The organism is Pseudomonas sp. 28 E 9, assembly GCF_900004785.1.
In the GTDB taxonomy this organism is placed as follows: domain Bacteria; phylum Pseudomonadota; class Gammaproteobacteria; order Pseudomonadales; family Pseudomonadaceae; genus Aquipseudomonas; species Aquipseudomonas orientalis_A.
The window spans coordinates 54,080-77,825 of record NZ_CVTK01000042.1; the positions used below are offsets into that span (position 1 = coordinate 54,080).

21 protein-coding genes and 2 riboswitches are annotated in these 23,746 nt (G+C 63.3%); of the genes, 10 read left to right on the forward strand and 11 right to left on the reverse strand.

The genetic code is table 11. The annotated features are described in order from the left end of the window. Positions 1 to 236 precede the first annotated feature (236 nt). The 5 genes from BFQ00_RS10740 to BFQ00_RS10760 all read left to right on the forward strand — a co-directional run bounded on the left by BFQ00_RS10740 (position 237) and on the right by BFQ00_RS10760 (position 5,164). Positions 237 to 1,190 carry a 2-hydroxyacid dehydrogenase gene (locus BFQ00_RS10740; RefSeq protein ID WP_065933508.1) on the forward strand — a complete coding sequence of 318 codons (954 nt, stop codon included), beginning with the start codon at positions 237 to 239 and terminating at the stop codon, positions 1,188 to 1,190. A gap of 129 nt (positions 1,191 to 1,319) precedes the next feature. Beyond that, a complete protein-coding gene (locus tag BFQ00_RS10745) occupies positions 1,320 to 2,387 on the forward strand; it encodes a phosphotransferase family protein (RefSeq protein WP_065933509.1) in 1,068 nt (355 codons plus the stop codon). A gap of 22 nt (positions 2,388 to 2,409) precedes the next feature. Further along, complete coding sequence (locus BFQ00_RS10750; protein WP_065885280.1) at positions 2,410 to 3,177, forward strand: SDR family oxidoreductase; 768 nt, start codon at positions 2,410 to 2,412, stop codon at positions 3,175 to 3,177. A gap of 69 nt (positions 3,178 to 3,246) precedes the next feature. Beyond that, positions 3,247 to 4,680 carry a MocR-like pyridoxine biosynthesis transcription factor PdxR gene (locus BFQ00_RS10755; RefSeq protein WP_065933510.1) on the forward strand — a complete coding sequence of 478 codons (1,434 nt, stop codon included), beginning with the start codon at positions 3,247 to 3,249 and terminating at the stop codon, positions 4,678 to 4,680. Positions 4,681 to 4,762: 82 nt separating this feature from the next. Then, a complete protein-coding gene (locus BFQ00_RS10760) occupies positions 4,763 to 5,164 on the forward strand; it encodes a cupin domain-containing protein (protein ID WP_065895396.1) in 402 nt (133 codons plus the stop codon). 145 nt (positions 5,165 to 5,309) lie between these two features. Here the strand turns inward: BFQ00_RS10760 and pepN are convergent, their stop codons facing one another. The 6 genes from pepN to BFQ00_RS10790 are packed head-to-tail and all read right to left on the reverse strand — an operon-like array spanning position 5,310 to position 11,810. Next, complete coding sequence (gene pepN / locus BFQ00_RS10765; protein WP_065933511.1) at positions 5,310 to 7,967, reverse strand: aminopeptidase N; 2,658 nt, start codon at positions 7,965 to 7,967, stop codon at positions 5,310 to 5,312. Between the two features lie 13 nt (positions 7,968 to 7,980). Continuing rightward, positions 7,981 to 8,811: a DUF2797 domain-containing protein gene (locus tag BFQ00_RS10770; protein ID WP_065933512.1), complete on the reverse strand. Its 831-nt coding sequence runs from the start codon at positions 8,809 to 8,811 to the stop codon at positions 7,981 to 7,983. After that, on the reverse strand, positions 8,808 to 9,068 hold the full coding sequence (locus BFQ00_RS10775; RefSeq protein ID WP_065885275.1) for a YeaC family protein: 261 nt from the start codon (positions 9,066 to 9,068) through the stop codon (positions 8,808 to 8,810). The genes BFQ00_RS10770 and BFQ00_RS10775 overlap by 4 nt, the downstream gene beginning before the upstream one ends. A gap of 14 nt (positions 9,069 to 9,082) precedes the next feature. Further along, the gene (locus BFQ00_RS10780; protein ID WP_065933513.1) at positions 9,083 to 9,952 is read right to left on the reverse strand and encodes a rhomboid family intramembrane serine protease; all 870 of its coding nucleotides are present in this window, start codon (positions 9,950 to 9,952) and stop codon (positions 9,083 to 9,085) included. Further along, a complete protein-coding gene (locus BFQ00_RS10785; protein WP_163001615.1) occupies positions 9,949 to 10,923 on the reverse strand; it encodes a metallophosphoesterase in 975 nt (324 codons plus the stop codon). The genes BFQ00_RS10780 and BFQ00_RS10785 overlap by 4 nt, the downstream gene beginning before the upstream one ends. Beyond that, positions 10,920 to 11,810 (reverse strand): NAD(+) kinase, encoded by an 891-nt coding sequence (locus BFQ00_RS10790; RefSeq protein WP_057725186.1) that lies wholly within the window; start codon positions 11,808 to 11,810, stop codon positions 10,920 to 10,922. The genes BFQ00_RS10785 and BFQ00_RS10790 overlap by 4 nt, the downstream gene beginning before the upstream one ends. 156 nt (positions 11,811 to 11,966) lie before the next feature. Between BFQ00_RS10790 and BFQ00_RS10795 the strand changes: the two genes are divergently transcribed. Further along, the gene (locus tag BFQ00_RS10795; RefSeq protein ID WP_065933514.1) at positions 11,967 to 12,914 is read left to right on the forward strand and encodes a DUF1853 family protein; all 948 of its coding nucleotides are present in this window, start codon (positions 11,967 to 11,969) and stop codon (positions 12,912 to 12,914) included. 172 nt (positions 12,915 to 13,086) lie between these two features. Here the strand turns inward: BFQ00_RS10795 and BFQ00_RS10800 are convergent, their stop codons facing one another. Genes BFQ00_RS10800 through cobW form a run of 4 tightly spaced genes read right to left on the reverse strand, consistent with a single transcriptional unit; the run spans position 13,087 to position 19,566 of the window. Then, the gene (locus BFQ00_RS10800) at positions 13,087 to 13,689 is read right to left on the reverse strand and encodes a vWA domain-containing protein (RefSeq protein ID WP_065933515.1); all 603 of its coding nucleotides are present in this window, start codon (positions 13,687 to 13,689) and stop codon (positions 13,087 to 13,089) included. Between the two features lie 53 nt (positions 13,690 to 13,742). After that, positions 13,743 to 14,741 (reverse strand): ATP-binding protein, encoded by a 999-nt coding sequence (locus BFQ00_RS10805; protein ID WP_065933516.1) that lies wholly within the window; start codon positions 14,739 to 14,741, stop codon positions 13,743 to 13,745. Continuing rightward, the gene (gene cobN / locus BFQ00_RS10810; protein WP_065933517.1) at positions 14,741 to 18,502 is read right to left on the reverse strand and encodes a cobaltochelatase subunit CobN; all 3,762 of its coding nucleotides are present in this window, start codon (positions 18,500 to 18,502) and stop codon (positions 14,741 to 14,743) included. The genes BFQ00_RS10805 and cobN overlap by 1 nt, the downstream gene beginning before the upstream one ends. Before the next feature lie 2 nt (positions 18,503 to 18,504). Continuing rightward, the gene (cobW, locus tag BFQ00_RS10815; RefSeq protein WP_065933518.1) at positions 18,505 to 19,566 is read right to left on the reverse strand and encodes a cobalamin biosynthesis protein CobW; all 1,062 of its coding nucleotides are present in this window, start codon (positions 19,564 to 19,566) and stop codon (positions 18,505 to 18,507) included. A gap of 92 nt (positions 19,567 to 19,658) precedes the next feature. Further along, a riboswitch (cobalamin riboswitch) is annotated at positions 19,659 to 19,859 on the reverse strand. A gap of 42 nt (positions 19,860 to 19,901) precedes the next feature. After that, positions 19,902 to 20,119: riboswitch (cobalamin riboswitch) on the forward strand. A gap of 96 nt (positions 20,120 to 20,215) precedes the next feature. Here cobW and BFQ00_RS10820 point away from each other — a divergent pair. The 4 genes from BFQ00_RS10820 (at position 20,216) to cobM (ending at position 22,326) form a co-directional block, all read left to right on the forward strand. Beyond that, a complete protein-coding gene (locus tag BFQ00_RS10820; RefSeq protein WP_065885267.1) occupies positions 20,216 to 20,404 on the forward strand; it encodes a CbtB domain-containing protein in 189 nt (62 codons plus the stop codon). A gap of 11 nt (positions 20,405 to 20,415) precedes the next feature. Further along, entirely contained in the window at positions 20,416 to 21,120 is a 705-nt protein-coding gene (locus BFQ00_RS10825; RefSeq protein WP_065885266.1) for a CbtA family protein, read from the forward strand. Then, positions 21,117 to 21,509 (forward strand): cobalamin biosynthesis protein, encoded by a 393-nt coding sequence (locus tag BFQ00_RS10830; RefSeq protein WP_065885265.1) that lies wholly within the window; start codon positions 21,117 to 21,119, stop codon positions 21,507 to 21,509. Before BFQ00_RS10825 ends, BFQ00_RS10830 begins: the two co-directional genes overlap by 4 nt. Positions 21,510 to 21,579: 70 nt before the next feature. Continuing rightward, positions 21,580 to 22,326: a precorrin-4 C(11)-methyltransferase gene (gene cobM / locus BFQ00_RS10835; protein ID WP_065933519.1), complete on the forward strand. Its 747-nt coding sequence runs from the start codon at positions 21,580 to 21,582 to the stop codon at positions 22,324 to 22,326. Positions 22,327 to 22,973: 647 nt separating this feature from the next. Here the strand turns inward: cobM and nfuA are convergent. Further along, a complete protein-coding gene (nfuA, locus tag BFQ00_RS10840) occupies positions 22,974 to 23,558 on the reverse strand; it encodes a Fe-S biogenesis protein NfuA (RefSeq protein WP_003190728.1) in 585 nt (194 codons plus the stop codon). Positions 23,559 to 23,746: the final 188 nt, after the last annotated feature.

Consider the following 23,746-nt stretch of genomic DNA (forward strand, 5'->3'; position numbering starts at 1 on the left):
GCGGTGCAGCCGTCCGAGCGGGGCCGCAGGCGCTGATTGCGCCACACGATACCCGCGACGCTCGACACCCTCGCGCCCAATGAGACCTTGGCCGGTGCCTTGTGAAGCGCATGCGCGCCGTCGAAGTCGGTTTTTGAATGCTCCAGGAGCGAGCTGCTCGCTCCTACGGCGCCCTACGCTCCTTCCGACAAATCCCGCATACTCATGCACTCAAGTATTTAGGGAAGAACCTTGCGATGCCCACCACCGTTCTAGTCCTGGTTGAAACCATCAATGAATACCTGCAAATCATCGAGAGCAATGATTTCCATGTGATCCTGGCGCCTACACCCGCTGAACGCGCGCAGGCAATCAAGCTCCACGGCGGGCAGATCAAGGCCGTTTTGACCCGTGGGCCGCTGGGGCTGTATGCCGAAGAAATCGCCGCGCTGCCGCTGTTGGAAATCATCTGCGTGATCGGTGCCGGCTACGAACATGTGGACCTGCAGGCAGCGGCCAACCGTGGCATTGTGGTGACTAACGGTGCAGGGGTGAATGCGCCGTCGGTGGCCGACCACGCCATGGCGTTGCTGCTGTCGCTGGTGCGCGGTATCACCCAGACTGACGCCGCCGTGCGCCGCAGCGAATGGCCGAAGGTAATGCACCCTTCCCTGGGCGGCAAGCAGCTGGGCATTCTCGGGCTGGGCGCCGTCGGCCTGGAGATCGCCAAGCGCGCGGCGCTGGGCTTTGGCATGGAGGTGAGTTACCACAACCGCCAACCTCGCGATGACGTGGACTACACCTACTGCTCAACCGCCGTGGAGCTGGCGCGCACCTCGGACTTCCTGATCCTGGCCACGCCCGGCGGCGCCAGCACTCGGCACCTGATTGATCGGCACGCCCTCGACGCCCTGGGGCCGAACGGCTTTTTGGTCAACATCGGCCGCGGCAGTGTGGTGGTCACCGCCGACCTGGTAGCGGCCCTGCAACAGCGGCGCATCGGCGGCGCCGCGCTGGACGTATTCGATGACGAACCCAAGGTGCCCGACGCCCTCAAGCACCTGAGCAACACCGTGCTGACCTCCCATGTGGCCGGCCTGTCGCCGGAAGCCGCCCACGATACCGTGCAACGGGTCGCGGACAACCTGGTGGAATACTTTGCAGGCCGCCCGGTGCTTACGCCGGTAGCCTTGCCGACGCCCGATAAATGACCCATCAGGCACGCTGATCCTGCTTCAACACGCTAGCCTATTAAGCCGCCCCAACCTTGTCGATGCATGTCGACGCGCATTAGATTAGCCAATAGTCCAAGGCCTTTAGAATAAGCAGAAGGGATAAGCATGGCGCTTAACGACCAATCGACCCAGATTCGCCCCGGCGAAGAGCTTGATGCCAGCCTGATCGATCCCTACCTCAAGGCCCATATTCCCGGCCTGCACGGCACCGTCAAGATCAGCCAGTTCCCCGGCGGCGCCTCCAACCTGACGTATCTGCTGGAATACCCGGACCAGGAATTCGTATTGCGTCGCCCGCCGTTCGGGCACAAGGCCAAATCCGCCCATGACATGGGCCGCGAATACCGCATTCTCAATCAGCTCAAGGACGGCTTTCCCTACTGCCCCAAGGCCTACGTGCATTGCACCGATGAGTCGGTGATCGGTGCCGAGTTCTACGTGATGGAGCGCGTCAACGGCATCATCCTGCGCTCGGACCTGCCCGCCGAGCTGGGCCTGGACGCGGCGCGCACCGAAGCCCTGTGCAAAAGCTTTATCGACAAGTTCGTCGAACTGCATCAGGTCGACTACAGCGCCTGCGGCCTGGCCGACCTGGGCAAGCCGCATGGCTATGTGGAGCGTCAGATCCGTGGCTGGAGCGAGCGCTACGAAAAAGCCCTGACCCCCGATGCCCCGCGCTGGGAAGCCGTGCGCGCCTGGCTCAACGACAAGATGCCGGGCGACCACCCGACCTCCAGCATCGTGCACAACGACTATCGCTTCGACAACGTGATCCTCGACCCGCACAACCCGATGCAGATCATCGGCGTGCTGGACTGGGAACTGACCACCCTCGGCGACCCGTTGATGGACCTGGGCAACACCCTCGCCTACTGGATCGAAGCCGCCGACCCTGCGCCCGTGCAGTTGATGCGGCGTCAGCCGAGCAATGCACCCGGCATGCTCACCCGCCGCCAGTTCGTCGACTACTACGCCGAACGTTCGGGCATCCGCATCGACAATTTCGACTTCTACTACACCTACGGCCTGTTTCGTCTGGCCGGCATCGTGCAGCAGATTTATTACCGTTTCTTCCACGGCCAGACCCAGGACAAACGCTTTGCCCAGTTCATCCACATGAACAAGCTGCTGGAGCAGATGAGCCTGGCGGTCATCGGCAAATCCGCGCTCTGATAACAATCACAAGGAACCGCTCATGTCCAAGACCCACCTGTTCGACCTCGACGGCAAGATTGCTTTCGTTTCCGGCGCCAGCCGTGGCATCGGCGAGGCCATCGCCAAGTTGCTGGCCCAGCAAGGCGCCCACGTGATTGTCTCGAGCCGCAAACTGGAGGGCTGCCAGCACGTTGCCGACGCGATCATCGCCGACGGCGGCAAGGCCACTGCGATCGCCTGCCATATCGGTGAAATGGAACAGATCACCCAGGTGTTCGCCGGCATCCGTGAACAGTTCGGCCGTCTCGACATCCTGGTCAACAACGCCGCGACCAACCCCCAGTTCTGCAACGTGCTGGACACTGACCTCGGTGCGTTCCAGAAGACCGTCGACGTGAACATCCGCGGCTACTTCTTCATGTCGGTGGAAGCCGGCAAGCTGATGCGCGACAACGGCGGCGGCAGCATTATCAACGTGGCTTCGATCAACGGCATTTCCCCAGGTGTATTCCAGGGCATCTATTCGGTGACCAAGGCCGCCGTGATCAATATGACCAAGGTGTTCGCCAAGGAATGCGCCGCGTTCGGCATCCGTTGCAACGCATTGCTGCCGGGCCTGACCGACACCAAGTTCGCCTCGGCGCTGGTCAAGAACGACGCGATCCTGAAGATGGCCCTGGCGCAGATCCCGCTCAAGCGCGTGGCCGACCCCAGCGAAATGGCCGGCGCCGTGTTGTTCCTGGCCAGCGATGCGTCCAGCTACACCACCGGGGTGTCGCTGAATGTGGACGGTGGTTTCCTGTCCTGACCCCGCCTGGTTTCTTCAGATCGATTTGCGCGTAACCTTGGCGCAGATCGATCTGTCCCGGGATGAAACATGGAACTGCACCTCGTCATCAACGGCCGCAAGGACCTGGCTGCCCAGCTCTACCAGCAACTGCGCGAAGCCATCACCGGCGGGCGCCTTTCAGCCGGCGCGCAATTGCCGCCCAGCCGGCTGCTCGCCGAGCAACTGGGGGTCTCGCGCAAAACCGTGTCGGACACCTACGCCACCTTGACGTACGAAGGCCTGCTGATCGGCAGGATTGGCCGGGGCACCTTCGTCAATGCGTGGCCCCCCCGGCCTGACCGCGTGCAGACCGCCACCGACCTGGCCTGCGCCGCCCACCTGGGCAGATGGGCCGCACTGCCCTCGCCCATGCATCATCCCGCCCACGACGAAGTCCTGCGCTACGAATTCATCGGCGGGGCCACCGCGCGCAATCAGTTTCCCCAGGAGGAATGGCGGCGCTGCACGCTGGATGCGCTGCGGCGTATCGCCCAGAACAGTGGACTCTACAGCCAACCGGAAGGCTTGCCGGCGCTGCGCGAGGCCATCGCCGGGCATATCGCCTTTTCCCGCGGGGTGAAAGGTCGCGCCGGCGACATCGTGGTGACCAATGGCGCGCAACAGGCGCTGGACCTCATCGCCCGCGTGGTACTGGAGCCAGGCAGCATCGTCGCCATGGAAGACCCCGGCTACAGCCCGGCGCGCCAGTTGTTCGTGGCGATGGGGGCCAGGGTCGCCAGCGTGCCGGTCGATGCGCAGGGCATACAGGTCGACCAGATCCCCGACGGCACCCGCCTGATCTATGTGACTCCGTCGCACCAGTTCCCCCTCGGCATGCCCATGAGCCTGGCGCGGCGCGAGGCCCTGCTCGACCGCGCCATCGCGCTGGGCGCCATCATCATCGAAGACGACTACGACAGTGAGTTCCGCTACGAAGGCCGTCCCACCGACTCCCTGCAAAGCATGGACACGCGAGGCGTGGTGACCTACGTCGGGACCTTTTCCAAAACCCTGCTGCCCGAGTTGCGCCTGGGCTACGCGGTACTGCCGCCGGCGATCCATGGCGCGGTACTCAAGGCCAAGCAATTGACCGACCAGCACAGCTCTACCCTGCCGCAATGGGCGCTGGCCAAGTTCATCAGCGAAGGCTATCTGCTCAAACATATTCGCCGCTGTCACAGCGTGTATGCGGGGCGCCGCGAACGGATTCTGCAGCGCCTGACAGGTGACCTGTCGCCCTGGTTCGAGGCGGTACCGACGGTGGCCGGGTTTCATCTGGCCGCGCTGTGCAAGGTGCCGGTGGATATCCCGTTGCTGATGCAACTGGCGCGCAAGGCCCAAGTGGGGCTGTACCCCCTGGAGGTGTTTTTTCACGACACGGCGCCACGCGCCGGGCTGATTCTCGGCTTCGGCGCCATCGAAACCCTCGATATCGACCCGGCGCTGGACAAGGTCCGCGACATTCTGCGGCAGATTGGCTAGGTGTTTTTGCGCAGGATTGGTCATTGGTCGAACAAGACCGCCAGCGTAGGGTGAACGGGTCTCGAACTACGTGGAAATCCCCATGAAACGACTGCTCGCCACCGCTGCGATACTGGCCTCGCTCAATGCTTACGCCCACGAACCGGTGTACCACCAGGAAACGCTCAAGGTGCTGCAGGAGCACGCCTTGGCCAACGTGCCCGGCAAGAAAACCATCATGCTTACCGTGGACTACGCGCCCGGCCAGGCCACCGTGCCCCACAGCCACACCGGCACCGCGGTGGCGTATGTGCTGGAAGGCGAAATCACCTCACGGGTCAACGATGAGAAAGCCATTACCTACAAGGCCGGTGACTCGTTCTACGAGCCCGCCGGCTCGCGGCACTTCGAATCGAGCAACGCCAGCCAGACCCGGCCCGCCAGGCTACTGGTGGTGATGGTGCTGGATGACAAGGCCGAGGTGTTGACGCCGCTTGCCCCATAAGCGGCACGTTGGTAATCCCGTTCTGATCAATGTGGGAGGGGGCTTGCCCTGGCTTTTTGTAGGAGCGAGCTTGCTCGCTCCTACAGACTGGCATTAGGGCAAGCCCCCTCCCACATTGGCACCCATCTTCAGGAAGATAGCCAGGTCAGGCAAGGCTCTTGCTGACCACCTCGAACACATCGCTGGACAACTCGCCCGAGCCACGAATGCGTTCCAGCTCCGCTTTCATCAGCGCTTGTCGCGCGGCGTCGTATTTACGCCAGCGCGTCAGGGGCGCCAATTGGCGCGACGCGATCTGCGGGTTCAGCGTATTGAGCTGGATCACCAGGTCCGCCAGGAAACGGTAGCCCGAACCGTCCGCGGCATGGAAGTTGATCAGGTTCTGCCCGGCAAATGCGCCGATAAGGGCGCGTACCTTGTTCGGGTTCTTGATCGTGAACGCGGGGTGCTCCATCAGCGCCTTGACCCGTGCCAGCCCGCCCGGCAGGGTGCTGCCGGCCTGCACGCTGAACCATTGGTCCATGACCAGCGGGTTGTCCTTGAAGTTCTCGGCAAACACCGCCAGGGCCTGGGCCTTTTCCGCTTCGAACGGCGAGTTCACCAGCACGGCCAGGGCCGTCAGGCGCTCGGTCATGTTATCGCTGGTGTCGAACTGATCCAGGGTGGCCGTCAAGACTTCGGGCTTGCCGCTGAGCATCAGGTACGACAACGCAATGTTCTGCAGGGCACGCCGGGCAAAGTGCTCGGCCTCGGCCACGTACGGCGTTTGCCGGGACAGCTCACGGTTGGCCTGGTAGCGCAGCCAGAGGCCTTCGAACAGGTTCTCGGCCAGTTGCTTGCGGGCGTACTCACGGGCAGCGTGAATGGCATCCACATCCGCCACGTCGCTGATTTCGCTCAGGTAGGCTTCGCTCGGCAACGAGAGCATTTCGGCGACCATGGCCTGGTCCAGGCTTTCGTCGCTCAACACGGTGCGCAGCGCGTCGATCAGGCGTTGATCGAGCTTGAGCGGTTGCCCGGCCTGATGCTGGCCGATCAGCTCCTGCAACACCTGCACCGACAGTTGCTGACCGGCATCCCAGCGGTTGAAACCGTCGCTGTCGTGCTGCATCAGGAACATCAGTTGGTCGCGGGTGTAGGCGAAGCTCAGTTTCACCGGCGCCGAGAAACCGCGCAGCAGAGAAGGCAACGGCTTTTCAGCGATATCGACGAAGGTGAACGTCTGCTCGGCTTGCGTCACCGAGATCACCCGTGAGGTAGCGCCAGCCGCCGGTTCATCGGCCAGGCGCAAGGGGATAGCGCCGCCCTGCCCGTCCAGCAGGCCCAGTTCGACCGGGATCACGAAGGGCAGTTTTTCCACCTTGTCCGGGGTCGGCGGGCAGCTCTGGCGGAACGTCAGGCTGTAGGTCCTGGCTGCCGCATCGTAGGACTCGCTCACCGCCAAACGCGGCGTGCCGGCCTGGCTGTACCAGCGCTTGAACTGGCTGAGGTCGACGCCATTGGCGTCTTCCATGGCCTTGATGAAATCGTCGCAGGTCACGGCCTGGCCGTCATGGCGCTCGAAGTACAGGTCGCTGCCTTTGCGAAAGCCTTCGGCGCCAAGCAAGGTGTGGATCATGCCGACCACTTCCGAGCCCTTTTCGTACACGGTCAGGGTGTAGAAGTTGGAGATTTCGATAAAGCTGTCCGGGCGCACCGCGTGGGCCATCGGCCCGGCGTCTTCGGCGAACTGGTGGGTACGCAGGTACGCCACGTCCTGGATGCGCTTGACCGTGGCCGAGTTCATGTCGGCGGAAAAGCCCGAGTCGCGGAACACGGTGAAACCTTCTTTGAGCGACAACTGGAACCAGTCGCGGCAGGTCACGCGGTTGCCCGACCAGTTGTGGAAGTATTCGTGGGCGACGATGGCCTCGACGCGCTGGTGCGCGGCGTCGGTGGCGGTTTCGGCGCGGGCCAGCACGGCGCTGGAGTTGAAGATATTGAGGCCCTTGTTCTCCATGGCGCCCATATTGAAGTCGTTCACCGCCACGATCATGAAGATGTCGAGGTCGTACTCGCGACCGTAGGTTTGTTCATCCCAGCGCATGGATTTTTTCAGGCTGGTCATGGCGTGCTGACACTTGTCGATGTTTTCCGGCTCGACGTAGATGCGCAGCGCGACCTCGCGGTCGGTCATGGTGGTGAAGCTGTCTTCGACACACCACAGGTCGCCGGCCACCAGGGCAAACAGGTAGGCGGGTTTCTTGAACGGGTCTTCCCAGGTCGCCCAGTGCCGACCGTCTTCGCCGGGGCCGCTGGCAATCGGGTTGCCGTTGGACAGCAGCACCGGATAGCGGTGCTGCTCGGCGATCACCGTGGTGGTGAACACGCTCATCACGTCGGGGCGGTCGAGGTAGTAAGTGATCTTGCGAAAACCCTCGGCCTCGCACTGGGTGCAGAACATGCCGCCGGACTTGTACAGGCCTTCCAGGGCGGTGTTGGTTTCCGGGTGAATCTTGACCGTGGTATCGAGGGTGAAGGTTTCACGCGTGGGCTGCACGGTCAGGTGGCTGTCGTTCAACTGGTAATCGGCGTCCGTCAACGGCTGGTCGGCCAGGTTGACACTCAACAGCTCCAATTGCTGGCCATCCAGCACCAACGGCGGCAAACCGGCGCCACGCTCGGGATTGCGGCGCATCACCAGTTGCGCGTGGACCAGGCTGTGGTCCTCGAACAACTCGAAGGTCAGGTGCGTCTCGTCGATCAGGTAGTCCGGCGCCTGATAGTCCTTCAGGTAAATCATCTTCGGTTGTTCGGTGCGCATGGGTGGCATCCTTCTACTGATGCACGGCGAGCTGGTAGGCCGTGTATTTACGAATATTGATCACGCCGGTGTCGAAGATCAGGTATTGGCCCTTGATTCCCAGCAGCGTGCCTTCGGCAATCGGATTCTTGTCCAGGTTGAAGCTGACGATCTTGGCCGGGTACTGCTCCACCGGGTAGCGGATCTCGAGCGGCTCGACGTCGGCAATGGTTTGGATGGCCTGCAGGCCAAAGCGTTCCTGCAAACCGAGCAAGCCTTCGGCGCAGGTGGCGAACAGTTCATCGCGCACCTGCTTGAGGTCGACGGACTGCGCATCGCCCTTGAGCAGCGCGCGCCAGTTGATCTTGTCGGCCACCTGGCTGCGAAACAGATCTTCGACAAAGCCCGACTGCTGGCGCGTGGCCACGCGCATGATCGGCAGCGCCTGGCTGGCGCCCTGGTCGAGCCAGCGGGTCGGCAACTGCGTGGCGCGGGTGATGCCGACCTTGATCCCCGACGAGTTGGCCAGGTACACCACATGGTCGGTCATGCAGAATGTTTCACCCCAGCCCGGATCGCGGCAGGTGCCGGCGTCGTAATGGCAGCGCTCGGGGCTCATGATGCACAGGTCACACTGGGCCAGCTTGGTCATGCACGGGTAGCAATAACCCTGGCTGAAGCTGTTCTTGGTCTTGCGGCCGCAATGGCTGCAATGAATGGCACCCAGGTATTCCAGGCGAATATGGGTACCGATCAACGGGTTGACCGCAACCTCGGTGTCGCCAAGACGAAACGCGTATTGAACGGTCGGCTCACCGAGTTTCGCCGACATTTTGCTGACTGCACCGCGACCGATTTCAATCAATGGATCGCATCCGACTTGAACAGGATGTTCGGCACCGGCGCCGATTTCGACGCGCATTCCTGCGGGCCCATGTAACCGGTGCGCTGGTCTTCGGGCAGGTTCTGCAGTTCCCAGGCGATCATCGCCTGCAACGACAGCTCACGCTGTTCGGCGGTGAGCTTGCGGCCATCGGACCACTTGCCGATTTCCACGGCGAGCTTGAGGCTCTCGTAGATGTCCGGGGTGATGTTTTCGATCATTGCAGCAAAAGAGGACATAAGGATCTTCCTTATCAAATAGACGATTTGCGGCGGTTGTACAGCCCGCCGAGCAAACCGGTCAGGCAACCGATAACCAGGCCGCCCACATGGGCCGCGTTGGCGATTTCACCGAAGCCGATCATCGAGACCAGCCCCGACAGGCAAAGCACCAGCCACACCAGCATCATCACCAGCACCCCACGGGGCAGACGATACGCCGGGTTGGGGGCGAGTAACTGAAAGATCCAGCAATGCCCGAGCAGGCCGTACAACACGCCGGACAAACCGCCAAACAGGCCCGGGCCGCCGTAAGCGTACTGCGCGTAATTGGAGACCAGGCTGAACAACAGGGTCAGGCCCAGCAGGTTGATGCCGCCCTGGCGCGCTTCAATGCGTCGGCCCAGTTCCCAGTACCACATGCCGTTCATGGCCAGGTGCAGGATGCCGAAGTGGATCAGCATCGGCGTGACCAACCGCCACCACTGCCCGGACGCCAGGCTGTCGGCCAACGGCGTGAACTGGATGTACTCGCCCAGCACCCGGAACGGCAGGAACGTCAGCCAGGCCATGGTTTGCAGGTTTTCGCCGAGCAGCGTCACCGCGCCCACGATCAGGCTTGCCAGCAGCACCAGGGCTGTGACCGGGCTATGCCGGACCTGCTGGATAAAGCCGGGGCGCGCAACCGGCGCCTGCTCGGGAATATCCAGTTGCAGGTCCATGTCGCCGGCGGGAAAGCGCTGGTACAACACGCGCACGTCGTCACTGATGCTTTCGGGCACCCACAGCACTTGCTCGCCCGCTTCCTCGCTGACGCGATGGGGCACCTGCATGCGTTGCAGCAATTTGACGAAACCGCCCAGGTCGACGCTCAGGGGCAGGCGCAATACAGCCACGGTACTCATTGGATAACCTCAGGTCGCTCAACGTCGACCCAGACGAATTTATGCGGATCCAGTCGGGTTTCCTGGTCCAGGCGATACGCCACCAGCTTGCCGTACAGCACCGCGCTGTAGTCCAGGCAGGCCAGGTTCGGGCGAATCGGCGCCGGATTGCCGCTGCGCCAGTAATGACCGACGAACAACAGCGGCTCGTCGACGCCATAGCGCAGCAGGGAATTCTTTTCGGTGGAGGACAACGGCGTGCGCGCCACGGGCTCGGGCAAGGCGTCGGGCTGGAACACGATGTCGCCGTAGGTTTTCGGGTCGTCTTCCCAGAACTTGGTGCGAAAGAACGAGCGCGTCAGGCCATCGCCACCGGTCAAAGTGAGTCCGTGGGGCAGGCGCATGTCGGTGCCGCGCAACAGGCGATCGAACGCGTTGCAGGCAAAGCTGCCCGGTACGGCGGCGGCCTGCAGGAAATGCTGATCGATGCAGCCATCCGGGAAGGTCGCGCGCAGCGGCTGGATAAAGCCCTCGTCCCAGCACGCATGCACCACACGGAAACGCCCGGCGTCGACAAACAGCGGCATGTCGTAGAACCAGCCAAGGAAGTCGTGCCAGTCGGCCGGGTGCTGTTCGAACTGGGTCAGCGTCTCCTGGATCAACCGCGCATGACGTGGGTTGTGCTCGCGCACGAACTGCTTGCCGCTGCCCGGCGGTGCCGGCGTGGTCCAACCCAGCGCATTGAACTCATGGTTGCCCATGATGCACAGCGCCTGGCCGGCCTCGGTCATGTCGTGGACGATGTGCAGCGCTTCGCGTATGCGTGGCCCACGGTCGATGATATCGCCGAGAAACACCGCCATGCGCGACGGATGACGCCAGGTGCCGCCCTGCTTGTGGTAACCCATCCGGTCAAGCAAATGCTCCAGCGTATGGGCGCAACCGTGCACGTCACCAATCAGGTCGTAGCTGCGCGCGGGATCGAGCATCAGTCGCCTCCGCCCCCCAAGCGGCTGCCCCAGCCCAGCTTGGTGCGGCACACTTCGTAGTAGTTGTGGTCCAGCGGATGGATCAAACGCAACTTCTGTGCCTTCTTGCTCACGGTGATGGTGTCACCGGGGGCGCAGGTGAAATGGTTCTGCCCGTCGCAGGAGACTTGCGGATAGATTTGCATGTCTTTGGACACCACGATCTTCAGCTCACTGTTGCCATCGACCACAATCGGCCGACTCGACAACATATGGGGATACATCGGCACGATCACAATGGCATCGAGCTTGGGATGCATGATCGGGCCACCCGCCGACAGTGCATACGCGGTGGAGCCGGTGGGCGTGGCGACGATCAGGCCGTCGGCCTTCTGGCTGCACACGAACTGGCCGTCGATATACAGCTCGAACTCGATCATCCGCGTGGATTTGCCGGGATGCAGCACCACGTCATTGAGGGCATCGCCCTGGCCGATGGCTTCGCCGTGGCGACGCACTTCGGCCTGCAGCAGGAAGCGGTTTTCCACCAGGTAGTGGCCGTCGAGCACCTTGGCCACTTCGACTTCCAGCTCGTCGGGGCGAATATCGGTGAGAAACCCCAGGCTGCCACGGTTGATCCCCAGCACCGGCACGTTATGCCGCGCCAGGGCACGGGCCGCGCCGAGCAGGCTGCCGTCACCGCCGACCACGATGACCATGTCGCACACTTCGCCGAGCATTTTGCGCGACGAGGTCTGCAGGCCATGGCCCGGCAGGATTTCGCCGATGGTGTCTTCGAGGATCACATGCAGGTGGCGTTCCAGCAGGAATTTTTTCAGTCGGCGGACGGTGTCCAGCACCTGGGTACTGCCCAGGCGACCGATAATGCCGATATTGCGAAATTGCTCCATGGGGCTCCTGCGGGCGTAGGGGTGTGGCAAAAAGAAAGGATTATGGGCGAAAGGCCGCGTCAGGCAAAATCCTTTGTCGCCGCCCGGCTGTGATGACAATGGTTCTCAGGCGCCCCTCAGGCACCTGCACGCGACTTAAGAGGCTATGCTCGCACCATGACTCTGTTCCCTGACCTGCACGCCCTGCCCCGCCAACTGCGACACCCCGAGGTGCGCGACCTGGCGTGGGTGATGCTCGCGCCACCGATGCTCGCACAGACACCGTGGCCGCAACGCCACCCGCTGGCGGGCAGTGACTGGGTACAGGCGCCGCACGTGCTCGACGCCTGGTTACGTGCGCTCGATCAGGACAGCCGCGCATTACAGCAGTGGCTGAGCCTGTCGCGCACCCGGCGCCTGGGCCTCTACTATGAGCGCCTGTGGCAGTTCGCCGTGCGGCATGCGCCCGGCGTGGAGCTGCTGGCGGCCAACCTGCCGATCCGCCGTGCCGGACACACCCTGGGCGAGCTGGACATGCTGCTGCGCGACCGCGATGGCGTGCATCACCTGGAATTGGCGATCAAACTCTATCTTGGCCCACAGGACGGCAACGGCCAGGACACTGCGCAATGGCTCGGCCCCGGCTGCCATGACCGGCTGGACCGCAAGCTGGCGCACCTGGCCCAGCATCAATTACCGATCTCGGCACGCCCGGAGAGCCGTGAAGCCCTGGCGGCGCTGGATATCCAGCAGTTCGATGCGCACCTGTGGCTGGGCGGGTACCTGCTTTACCCGTGGCCGGGCCAGGCCGAGCCACCGCTGGGCGCCCACCCGCAGCATTTGCGTGGGCGCTGGTTGCATCAGCGCGATTGGCCGGACTTTGTGAGCACCCGCCCCGCCGGTCGCTGGCAACCCCTGCCTCGCCATGCATGGCTGGCGCCGGCGCATTACCCGGCGGATGAGGTGTGGCGTGAGGAGCAGATGGCCGGCTGGCTGGCAGACCTGGACCCGATGGCGCCCGCGCAATTGCTGGTGCGGCTGGTGCAGAGCGGGGAGGACTGGGAAGAGGCCGAGCGGCTGTTTCTTGTGGCAGACCTTTGGCCCAATGTACCGGGGGCAGGCTGATCAATTTGTAGTGGATTGAAGGCCGCCATCGGGGGCAAGCCCCTCCCACAGGGGAAGTGTGTGGGCCGGGCTGGTGGATTGAAGGCCACTATTGGGGGCAAGCCCCCTTCCCCCAGGAAAATGCATTCCAACTGTGGGAGGGGGCTTGCCCCCGATGGCGGCTGGCCAGGCACTACTCATCATCGATATGCCGATAATCCAGCTGCAACCCGATAGCCAGCTCTCGCGCCCGTCCCAACCTGATCGGCCCGCGCTCGATATCCACCAGCAATCCCGGGCACGCCAGCGGTGGCAACCCTTCAATCGCCTTGAGCCGCCCATCGGTAATCACCAGCAAACGCTGCTGCTCTGCCGGGTAACGCTTGCGTCGCGCTACCAGCCAATGCCCCGCCTCGGTCAAGGCTGCCAGCAGCGGCGTACCGCCACCGGCGCCCAGTTGTTCAAGCCAGTGCGCCAAACTTTTTGCCGCTTTCAAGCCTTGCACCTGCCACTGCGGCGATTGCCCGCTGGCCGTCAGCAAGGCCAGGCGCGTACGTTGCCGGTAGGCGTCATCAAACACCTGCGCCAGCAGGCCCTTGGCATCGCTCAAGGCCCGGTGCCGCCGAGTGGAAGCCGAGGCGTCGACAATCACCAGCCAGAGTTCATGAGCCGAGCGGCTGCGCAGATGCCAACGTAAATCTTCACGGCGCTGCGGCCTGCCACCGAGCAAGGTGCCCGGCCAATTGACCAGGCCCTGTCGCGCACTGCGCGCCTTGCCTTGCCTGCCGTTTTCCAATTGCCCCGCCTGGGGCCGCGCATCCGCCCCCGCGTCAGGTCGAGGGCGAATGCCTAGGGCTTTTTTGGCCAGGCGGGCACATCGCGGCGCGGGCCGGTGGGCAGCGCTGGCGCGGGCATATCGCCCCATTGGCCCTGGCCCGGCGAGGGGTCCGAGGGTTGCGGGGCTTGGGTCGGGTTGGGCGGACTGGCCGCAGGTGCCTGCTCCTGGCGTCGATGACGCAAGGCAAATTCCGCGACCGCGTCTATATCTTCCTCGGCGATAGCGTCGGCCCCGCGCCAGGCGGCATGGGCCCTGGCACCGCGCAGCCACACGAGGTCGGCGCGCATCCCGTCCACGCCTGCGGCAAAGCAACGCTGGGTAATCTGCGCCAGGGCCTGGTCATCCAGCTCGATACTGTCCAGGCGTGCGCGCGCCTGAATGCAGCGCTCACGCAAAGCGGCTTGCGGCTCGGCCCACTGTTCACAGAACGCGACGGGGTCACTGTCGAAATCCAGGCGACGACGGATAATCTGCCCGCGCTCGGCCGGCACCGTCTGCCCGCTCAAGGCCACATTGAAACCAAAACGGTCGAGCAACTGCGGGCGCAACTCCCCCTCTTCCGGGTTCATCGTGCCGATCAGCACAAAACGCGCCGCATGCCGATGGGAGATGCCATCACGTTCGATCAGGTTGGTGCCGCTGGCGGCCACATCGAGCAACAGATCGACCAAATGATCAGGCAGCAGGTTGACTTCATCAACGTACAACACGCCACCATCGGCTTTGGCCAGCACGCCAGGGGAAAATTGTGCACGGCCCTCGCCGAGCGCGGCGTCCAGGTCCAGGGTGCCGACCAGGCGCTCCTCGGTTGCGCCCAGGGGCAAGGTGACAAACTGCCCGCTGGCGAGCAGGTCCGCCAGGCCACGGGCCAGGGTGGACTTGGCCATGCCGCGCGGGCCTTCGATCAGCACACCACCGATCCTGGGATCGATCGCGTTCAGGCACAGCGCCAGTTTCAGCTCATCGGCGCCGACCACGGCGGCCAGCGGGAAATGCGCAATATCGGTCATCAGTTGTCTTCTTCCATATCCAGCAACAGGTTTTCCAACGCTTCGCGGTAAGCGCCGGGCTCTTGCCACATGCCGCGCTGCTGGGCTTCGAGCATGCGCTCGGTCATGTCGCGCAGGGCGTCGGGGTTGTGCTGCTGCACAAACGCGCGGGTGTCAGGGTCAAGCAGGTAGGCGTCGGCGAGCAGCGCGTATTGGTGATCATCGATCAACGCGGTGGTGGCGTCGAAGGCGAACAGGTTGTCCACGGTCGCGGCCATTTCAAACGCGCCTTTATAGCCATGACGCTTCACACCTTCGATCCACTTCGGGTTGGCCGCACGGGAGCGCACCACCCGATTGAGCTCTTCCTTCAAGGTGCGGATTTTCGGCAGGTCCGGCTGGCTGTGATCGCCATGATAGCTGGCGGCCTTGTTGCCGCTCAGGGTTTCCACGGCGGCGAGCATGCCGCCCTGGAATTGGTAGTAATCGTTGGAGTCGAGCACATCGTGTTCGCGATTGTCCTGGTTCTGCAGCACCGCCTGCACCTGGCTCAAGCGCTGGGCGAATTGCCCACGGGCGGCGGTGCCCTCGTCGGCGCCGCCATAGGCGTAGCCACCCCAATTGAGGTAGACCTCGGCCAGGTCCTCGCGGCTTTGCCACAGGCGACCGTCAATTGCGCCCTGCACGCCCGCGCCATAGGCGCCTGGCTTGGCGCCGAAAATGCGCCAACCGGCCTGTTTCGCTGCGGCCGCTTCGTCCAGGCCCGACTCAAGCAACGCCTGGCGCTCGCTGCGCACCTTGGCGGCCAGCGGATTCATGTCATCCGGCTCGTCGAGGGCCGCCACCGCTTGCACCGCCGCATCGAACAGGCGGATCAGGTTGGCGAACGCATCGCGAAAGAAACCGGAGACGCGCAGCGTCACGTCAACACGCGGACGATCCAACAGGCTGATCGGCAGAATCTCGAAGTCGTCCACGCGCTGGCTGCCGGTGGCCCATACCGGGCGCACGCCCATCAGCGCCATGGCCTGGGCGATGTCGTCGCCACCGGTGCGCATGGTGGCAGTTCCCCACACCGACAGGCCCAGCTGGCGCAGATGGTCGCCGTGGTCCTGCAGGTGCCGCTCAAGCAACAGACTGGCCGACTGGAAACCGATGCGCCAGGCCGTCGTGGTCGGCAGGTTGCGCACATCCACGGTGAAGAAATTACGCCCCGTGGGCAACACATCCAGGCGGCCGCGACTCGGCGCGCCACTGGCGCCGGCCGGCACAAAGCGACCGCCCAGGGCATCCAGCAGGCCGCGCATTTCTGCCGGGCCGCAGGCGTCCAGGCGCGGTGCCACAACAATGCGCAGACTCTCGACCACCGCCTTCACCTCTTCCCAGCCGGCTTCTTCCAACTGTTCCAGCGGCCCCTCCAGCGCCTGCTCGATCAAGCGCGACGCGTAGAGCTCCAGGCGTTCGCGGGTGTCACCGGCGGTGCGCCACAGCTGTGCGTCGAGCTTGCGCAACACCTCGGGCTGCCGCCCGGTCCACGGTTCTGCGAGTGCGCAGTCCAGCGGATCGAAACCCAGCTCGAACGCCTTGGCCAGCACCCGCAACAGGCTCGATTGCGCGCCACGGCCATCGCCACGGGGAATACGCAGCAAGGCCAGTAAGGTATCGATACGCAAGCGCCCCGCCGGCGACTCGCCAAAGATATGCAGGCCGTCGCGGATCTGTGATTCCTTCAGGTCACACAAGTAGGTGTCCAGGCGTGGTAACCAGATGTCGGCATCGGCCTCGCCGTCCAGCTCGAGTTCCTGGTCGATACGGGTTTCGCGCACCAGCTTGAGGATGTCTTTCTGCAATTCCAACGCACGTCGTGGGTCGAGCAACTGCGCTTCGTAATATTCGTCGGCCAGCAATTCCAGGTCGCGTAGCGGGCCGTAGGTTTCGGCGCGGGTCAGGGGCGGCATCAGGTGGTCGATGATCACCGCCTGGGTGCGCCGCTTGGCCTGGGCGCCCTCGCCCGGGTCATTGACGATAAACGGGTAGATATTCGGCAGCGGGCCGAGCAGCACGTCCGGCCAGCAGTTTTCCGACAGGCCCACGCCCTTGCCCGGCAGCCATTCAAGGTTGCCGTGCTTGCCCACATGAATCAGCGCGTGGGCGCCATAGGTCTGGCGCAGCCAGAAGTAGAACGCCAGATAGCCGTGGGGCGGGACCAGGTCAGGGTCGTGATACACCGCGCTCTGATCAACCTGATAACCGCGCGCCGGTTGAATGCCGACGAAGGTCTGGTCCAGGCGCAGGCCGGCGATCATCAGGCGGCCGTCGCGGCACATCGGGTCCTGATGCGGCGCGCCCCAGCGCTCGAGTACGGCTTGACGATTGGCCTCGGGCAGGCGCTGGAACATCGCGTCATAGTCGTCCAGGCCCAGGCTTTGATGGCACGGGCGCAGGTCCAGGCTGTCCAGGTCGTTGGTGACGCCGCCCAGCAAGGCGTGGATCAAAGCGGTGCCGCTGTCCGGCAAGGTGGACGGCACCGGGTACCCTTCGGCTTGCAACGCGCGCAGGATGTTCAGCGCTGCCGCCGGCGTATCCAGGCCCACGCCGTTGCCGATACGGCCGTCGCGGGTTGGATAATTGGCCAGGATCAGCGCCACACGCTTGTGCGCATTCGGCAGCCGCGCCAACTCGACCCAGCGGCGCGCCAGTTCGGCGACAAAATCCATGCGCTCGGGCGCCGCGCGGTAGCACACCACGTCCGACTGGCTGCGCTCACTGCGCCAGGCCAGGTCCTTGAAGCTGATCGGCCGGCTGATGATGCGCCCGTCCAGCTCCGGCAAGGCAATGTGCATCGCCAGGTCGCGGGGGCCGAGCCCCTGTGCGCTGGCCTCCCAGCCGGGTTGGTTATCCTGGGCGCAGATCGCCTGGATCACCGGGATATTGCGCCGAAACGGGCGCAGGTGCGGTGCTTCCGGGCTGGATTGGGCAAAGCCTGTGGTGTTGAGTATCACTGCGGCTTGCACATCGTCCAACAGGTCTTCGACCACCGTGAGGCAACCGGGCTCTTTCAAACTCGCCACTGCGATGGGCAACGGGTTCAGGCCCGCAGCCTGCAAGCGCTGGCAGAACACATCGATAAACCCGGTATTGGCCGCCTGCAAGTGGGAGCGGTAGAACAGCACCGCCGCAACGGGGAAGTCGGCGTGCCACTGCGCCTGCCAGTCATTGAGGCGGGCATTGGCGGTGTGCGGGTGATAGATCGCCGTACGCGGCAAGGCTTGCGGTTCGGCCCAGGCATAGTCGCGGCCCAGATGGGCACTGGCCAGGCAGCGATAAAAGTCCAGCGCATTGCCCAGGCCACCCTGGCGCAGAAAGTGCCACAGACGCTCGCGCTGTTCGCCAGCGACGGTGCTCAGGCCGCTGAGTTCCGGGTCCGGACGATCATCCCCCGGCACCAGGATCAGCGTGACGCCGCGCCCGGCCAGTTCCACCAGGCGCTCGATGCCGTAGCGCCAATAACCGATGCCGCCATGCAGGGAAATCAGGATGACCCTGGCGTGGCGCAGCACCTCATCGACGTACAGGTCGACCGAGGCGTGGTTCTGCACCTGCATCGGGTTGGCCAGGCGCAGGCTGGGGTAATCCTCGGGCAACTGCTGCGCCGCTTCGGCGAGCAGCGCCAGGCTGGAATCGCCGCTGCACAGGATCACCAGCTCGGCGGGGGTTTGGCCAAGGTCGGCGATATTGTCGTCCGCGACGAAGCCACCGGGTTGGGTCCTGAGCAGGTGCATGGTTAAACGCTGAGGGCGGCGCGCAGTTGCGCTTCAAGGCCCACGGCATCCAGTTCCTGGCCGATCAGCACCAGGCGCGTGGTGCGTGCTTCTTCCACGCCCCAGGCACGGTCGAAGTGCTTGTCGAAGCGCGTGCCCACGCCCTGGATCAGCAGGCGCATCGGTTTGTTCGGGATCGCGGCGAAACCTTTGACGCGCAGGATGCCGTGCTGCACCACCAATTGGGTCAAGGCGTCGAGCAACAGGGCTTCGTCGGCTTGAGGCAGGTCGATGGAAATGGAGTCGAAGGCATCGTGATCGTGGTCGTCCTCACCGTCGTGGTGCTGATCATGATGGCTGTGGCGCGCGTCGATATGCTCCTCGGAGCCGGCGCCCAGGCCAATCAGCACGTCCAACGGCAGGCGACCGCTGCTGGCTTCGATGATCTTCACCGCCGGCGGCAGCTCTTCAGCCACTTCCAGGCGCACGCGGGCCAGGTCTTCGGCGCTGATCAGGTCGGCTTTGTTGAGGATCACCAGGTCGGCACTGGCCAATTGGTCGGCGAACAGCTCGTGCAACGGCGACTCGTGGTCCAGGTTCGGGTCGAGCTTGCGCTGGGCATCGACCTGGTCGGGGAACGCGGCGAAGGTGCCGGCGGCCACGGCCGGGCTGTCGACCACGGTGATCACCGCGTCGACGGTGCAGGCGCTGCGGATTTCCGGCCACTGGAAAGCCTGTACCAGCGGTTTTGGCAGGGCCAGGCCCGAGGTTTCGATGAGAATGTGGTCAAGGTCACCGCGACGGGCGACCAGCTCGCGCATCACCGGGAAGAACTCTTCCTGCACGGTGCAGCATAGGCAGCCGTTGGCCAGTTCGTAGACGCGGCCGTTGGCTTCTTCTTCGGTGCATCCGATGGAGCACTGCTTGAGGATTTCGCCGTCAATGCCCAACTCGCCGAACTCGTTGACGATCACGGCAATGCGACGGCCCTGGGCGTTGTCGAGCATATGGCGCAGCAAGGTGGTTTTGCCCGAACCGAGAAAGCCGGTAACGATGGTGACGGGGAGTTTGGCCAGTGTTTTCATCGGATGCCCTTTGGGGCGGGCATACGGGACGACAGGCCCTGCGGCGACGCGCAGCAGCGGATTTCGTCACCGGATCACCCCGCCCGGTTGAATTGAAAAATCAGTGACGAGGCAGGTCTCCTGGCTTGGGGCGTGCAGGTCTTGCGACCCATGCTGACTGCGCCTTCCCGCCGTCTCGGCAGTGGCGTGGCAGTCAACTGAACCCTTCACAGTTGCGGGGGCAGCCGCGGCTTGAACCGCGTTCCCTTCTTAGCTTCGGCCGCAGCCGAAGAACCTCGAACGTGCAAGGCTACAGGGGCTCGCGGCATTTGACTACCGTCCCTGGCCCATGCTCTCCTACTCATCTTGTTTCGGGTGCCCTTCACAGGGTGAAACGGGAAACCGGTGCGCCATAGACCCATGGCAAGTCCGGTGCTGCCCCCGCAACGGTAAGCGAGCGAAGCGTCAAATCCACTGTGCCTGTGCATGGGAAGGAGATGCTTGATAAGGCCCACTCTTTGTTCAAGAGCGCCCCTCGCAAGCCCGGAGACCGGCCCGAAAAAATCAGATAACAAACCCGCGGTGGGCGGGCGCTGTTCGAAACCCTGCGTGCCTGGCGCGTGGGGTTTGCATGCGCTCGTTTCACCCTGACACTTGAAAGGGACGCGCCATGTCGATCATCAGCAGCACTTCGCCCGCAGCCAGCGGCACTGCCACCTTGAGCCAACGCCTGACCGCCGCCATCGGTGCGTCGATCCTCGGCGCGTGCCTGGTGTATTTCGCCGGCTTCTCCCACATCGAGGCCGTGCACAACGCGGCCCACGATACCCGCCACAGCGCCGCGTTCCCGTGCCACTGAGACCTGCCGACATGATCAAGCGTATTGCCCAAACCGCAGGCTTCACCGGCTTGTTGGCCGCCCTGCTGCTGACCCTGCTGCAAAGCCTGTGGGTCGCGCCGTTGATTTTGCAGGCGGAGACCTTTGAAAAGGCTCCAGCCGTGGCAGAAGTGCCCCATGAACATGCCGCAGGGGCTGCTGCCCACACCCATGACGCCGAAGCCTGGGAGCCGGAAGATGGCTGGCAGCGCGTGCTGTCGACCACCGGTGGCAACCTGGTCGTGGCGGTCGGTTTTGCGCTGATGCTGGCCGGCCTGTACACCCTGCGCGCTCCGACCCGCACAGCTCAAGGGCTGCTGTGGGGCCTGGCCGGTTATGCCACCTTCGTACTCGCGCCGACCCTGGGCCTGCCGCCTGAGCTGCCGGGCACCGCCGCCGCTGATCTGGCGCAACGGCAGATCTGGTGGATCGGCACGGCTGCGTCTACCGCTGCCGGTATTGCCTTGCTGGTGTTCGGTCGCGGCGGGTTGCTCAAAGTGCTGGGTGTGGCGATCCTTGCCGTACCCCACCTAATCGGCGCTCCGCAGCCGGAAGTCCACGCCATGCTGGCCCCGGAGGCCCTCGAAGCCCAGTTCAAGATCGCATCGCAGTTGACCAATGTGGCGTTCTGGCTGGCCCTTGGCTTGATCAGTGCCTGGCTGTTTCGCCGTAACCGCGATGAACACTACGCGGCATGACCCTCGTCGTCGGCCTGGGTTGCCAGCGCGGTTGTGACGTGCGCACCCTGCTGGAGCTCCTTGATAGCGCCCTCGCCGAGAGTGGCATTGAACGCCAGCGCATTACCGCGCTGGCGAGCATTGATCGCAAACAGGCTGAGCCAGGGTTGCTGGCCCTGGCCCGGTTGCTGAACCTGCCCTTGCAGTGTTTCAGCGCCGAAGAGCTGGCGGGCTATGAACATCGGCTGAGCCACAAATCAGCCGTCGCGTTCAGCCATACCGGCTGTTACGGCATCGCCGAAAGCGCCGCGCTGGCCCTGGCCGAACAACTCGCCCACGGCCCGGCCCGCCTGCTGATTACCCGCAGGAAAACCGCCCAGGCTACCTTTGCATTAGCCTGCGCCGGTTAAAATCCCGATAATTGCCGCTCTCGATCATGAGCAATCTTCATGCTCGCCCGTTTTACAACAGGAAATCCCCATGACCGTCTACTTCATCGGCGCCGGCCCCGGCGACCCGGAACTGATTACCGTCAAGGGCCAGCGGCTGATCCGCAGTTGCCCGGTGATCATCTACGCCGGCTCGCTGGTGCCTGCGGCGGTGCTCGAAGGTCATCAGGCGCACCAGGTGGTCAACAGCGCCGAGCTGCACCTGGAACAGATCATCGACTTGATCAAGGCCGCCCATGCGCAAGGCCAGGATGTGGCGCGCGTGCACTCCGGCGACCCAAGCCTGTATGGGGCGATTGGCGAGCAGATTCGCCATTTGCGTGAGCTGGGCATCCCCTTCCAGATCATTCCCGGTGTCACCGCAGTGGCGGCCTGCGCGGCGCTGCTGGAAACCGAGCTGACCCTGCCGGACATCGCCCAGAGCGTGATCCTGACCCGCTATGCCGACAAAACCAGCATGCCCGCCGGCGAGGACTTCGACAGCCTGGCCCGCCACGGCACGACCATGGCGATTCACCTGGGGGTCAATCACCTGGAGAAGATCGTCGCCGAGCTGCTGCCGCACTATGGCGCCGATTGCCCGATCGCCGTGGTGCACCGTGCGACCTGGCCGGATCAGGATTGGATGGTGGGAACATTGGCGGATATCGCCGAAAAAGTCGCGGCCAAGGGGTTTCGGCGTACCGCGTTGATTGTGGTGGGTCGAGTGCTGGCCAGTGACACGTTCAGTGAGTCGTCACTGTATCGGGCGGGGCATGCGCACCTGTACCGACCTTGAGTTTCCACTTCACAAAACCCAATTAATCCGCTGATTCAAATGAATAAATCCAATAAAACTGTAGGAGCGAGCTTGCTCGCGAAAAACCTCAACGATAACGCGCGCTTCCTGAATCAACGCGACGCCTGTGAGTTTTTCGCGAGCAAGCTCGCTCCTACAATATTGGGCAAGCCCCCTCCCACACTTGATCCTTGTTTTTTTAAGCATAAAAAAACGGCGCTCACGGGGCTAATGCCAATCAGTTAAGGCTTTTTGTAGGAGCGAGCTTGCTCGCGAAAAACGTAAACGATAACGCGCGCTTCCTGAATCAACGCGGCGCCTGTGAGTTTTTCGCGAGCAAGCTCGCTCCTACACTATTGGGCAAGCCCCCTCCCACACTTAATCCTTGTTTTTTCAAGCATAAAAAAACGGCGCTCACGGGGCTAATGCCAATCAGTTAAGGCTTTTTGTAGGAGCGAGCTTGCTCGCGAAAAACCTCAACGATAACGCGCGCTTCCTGAATCAACGCGGCGCCTGTGAGTTTTTCGCGAGCAAGCTCGCTCCTACACTATTGGGCAAGCCCCCTCCCACACTTGATCCTTGTTTTTTCAAGCATAAAAAAACGGCGCTCACGGGGCGCCGTTTTTTCGTCGCAGTGAACACCTTACTCAGTAGTAGGCGTTTTCTTTCTGCGTGTGGTCGGTCACGTCACGTACACCCTTGAGCTCGGGAATGCGTTCGAGCAGGGTGCGCTCGATGCCTTCACGCAGGGTCACGTCCGCCTGGCCGCAGCCCTGGCAACCGCCGCCGAACTTCAATACGGCGATACCGTCATCCACTACGTCGATCAGGCTCACCTGGCCGCCGTGGCTGGCCAGCCCCGGGTTGATCTCGGTTTGCAGGTAGTAGTTGATACGCTCGTTGACCGGGCTGTCGGCGTTGACGTTCGGCACCTTGGCATTGGGCGCCTTGATGGTCAATTGGCCGCCCATACGATCAGTGGCGTAGTCGACCACGGCATCGTCAAGGAAGGCTTCACTGAAGGCATCGATGTACGCGGTGAAGCTCTTGAGCCCCAGGGCGGTGTCTTCAGGCTTCTCTTCCCCAGGCTTGCAGTAGGCAATGCAAGTCTCGGCGTACTGGGTGCCAGGCTGGGTAATAAAGACGCGGATACCGATACCCGGGGTGTTCTGCTTGGACAGCAGGTCAGCCAGGTAATCGTGGGCGGCGTCGGTAATGGTTATGGCAGTCATGGAAACTCCTCACAGGCTTACCGGCAGTTTACGCCAAATTATTACGCAGGTACAAAGTCCGAGTGTTTTTGTCGGAAAAGCATCCCGGGGGCCGCGTCCTGCTGAGTCCTTCAGCAATACCTATCTATGTAGCACTTGCGAGGATGCACATCTCTCTAGCATGACATCGCGATCTTAATTGCTCACTC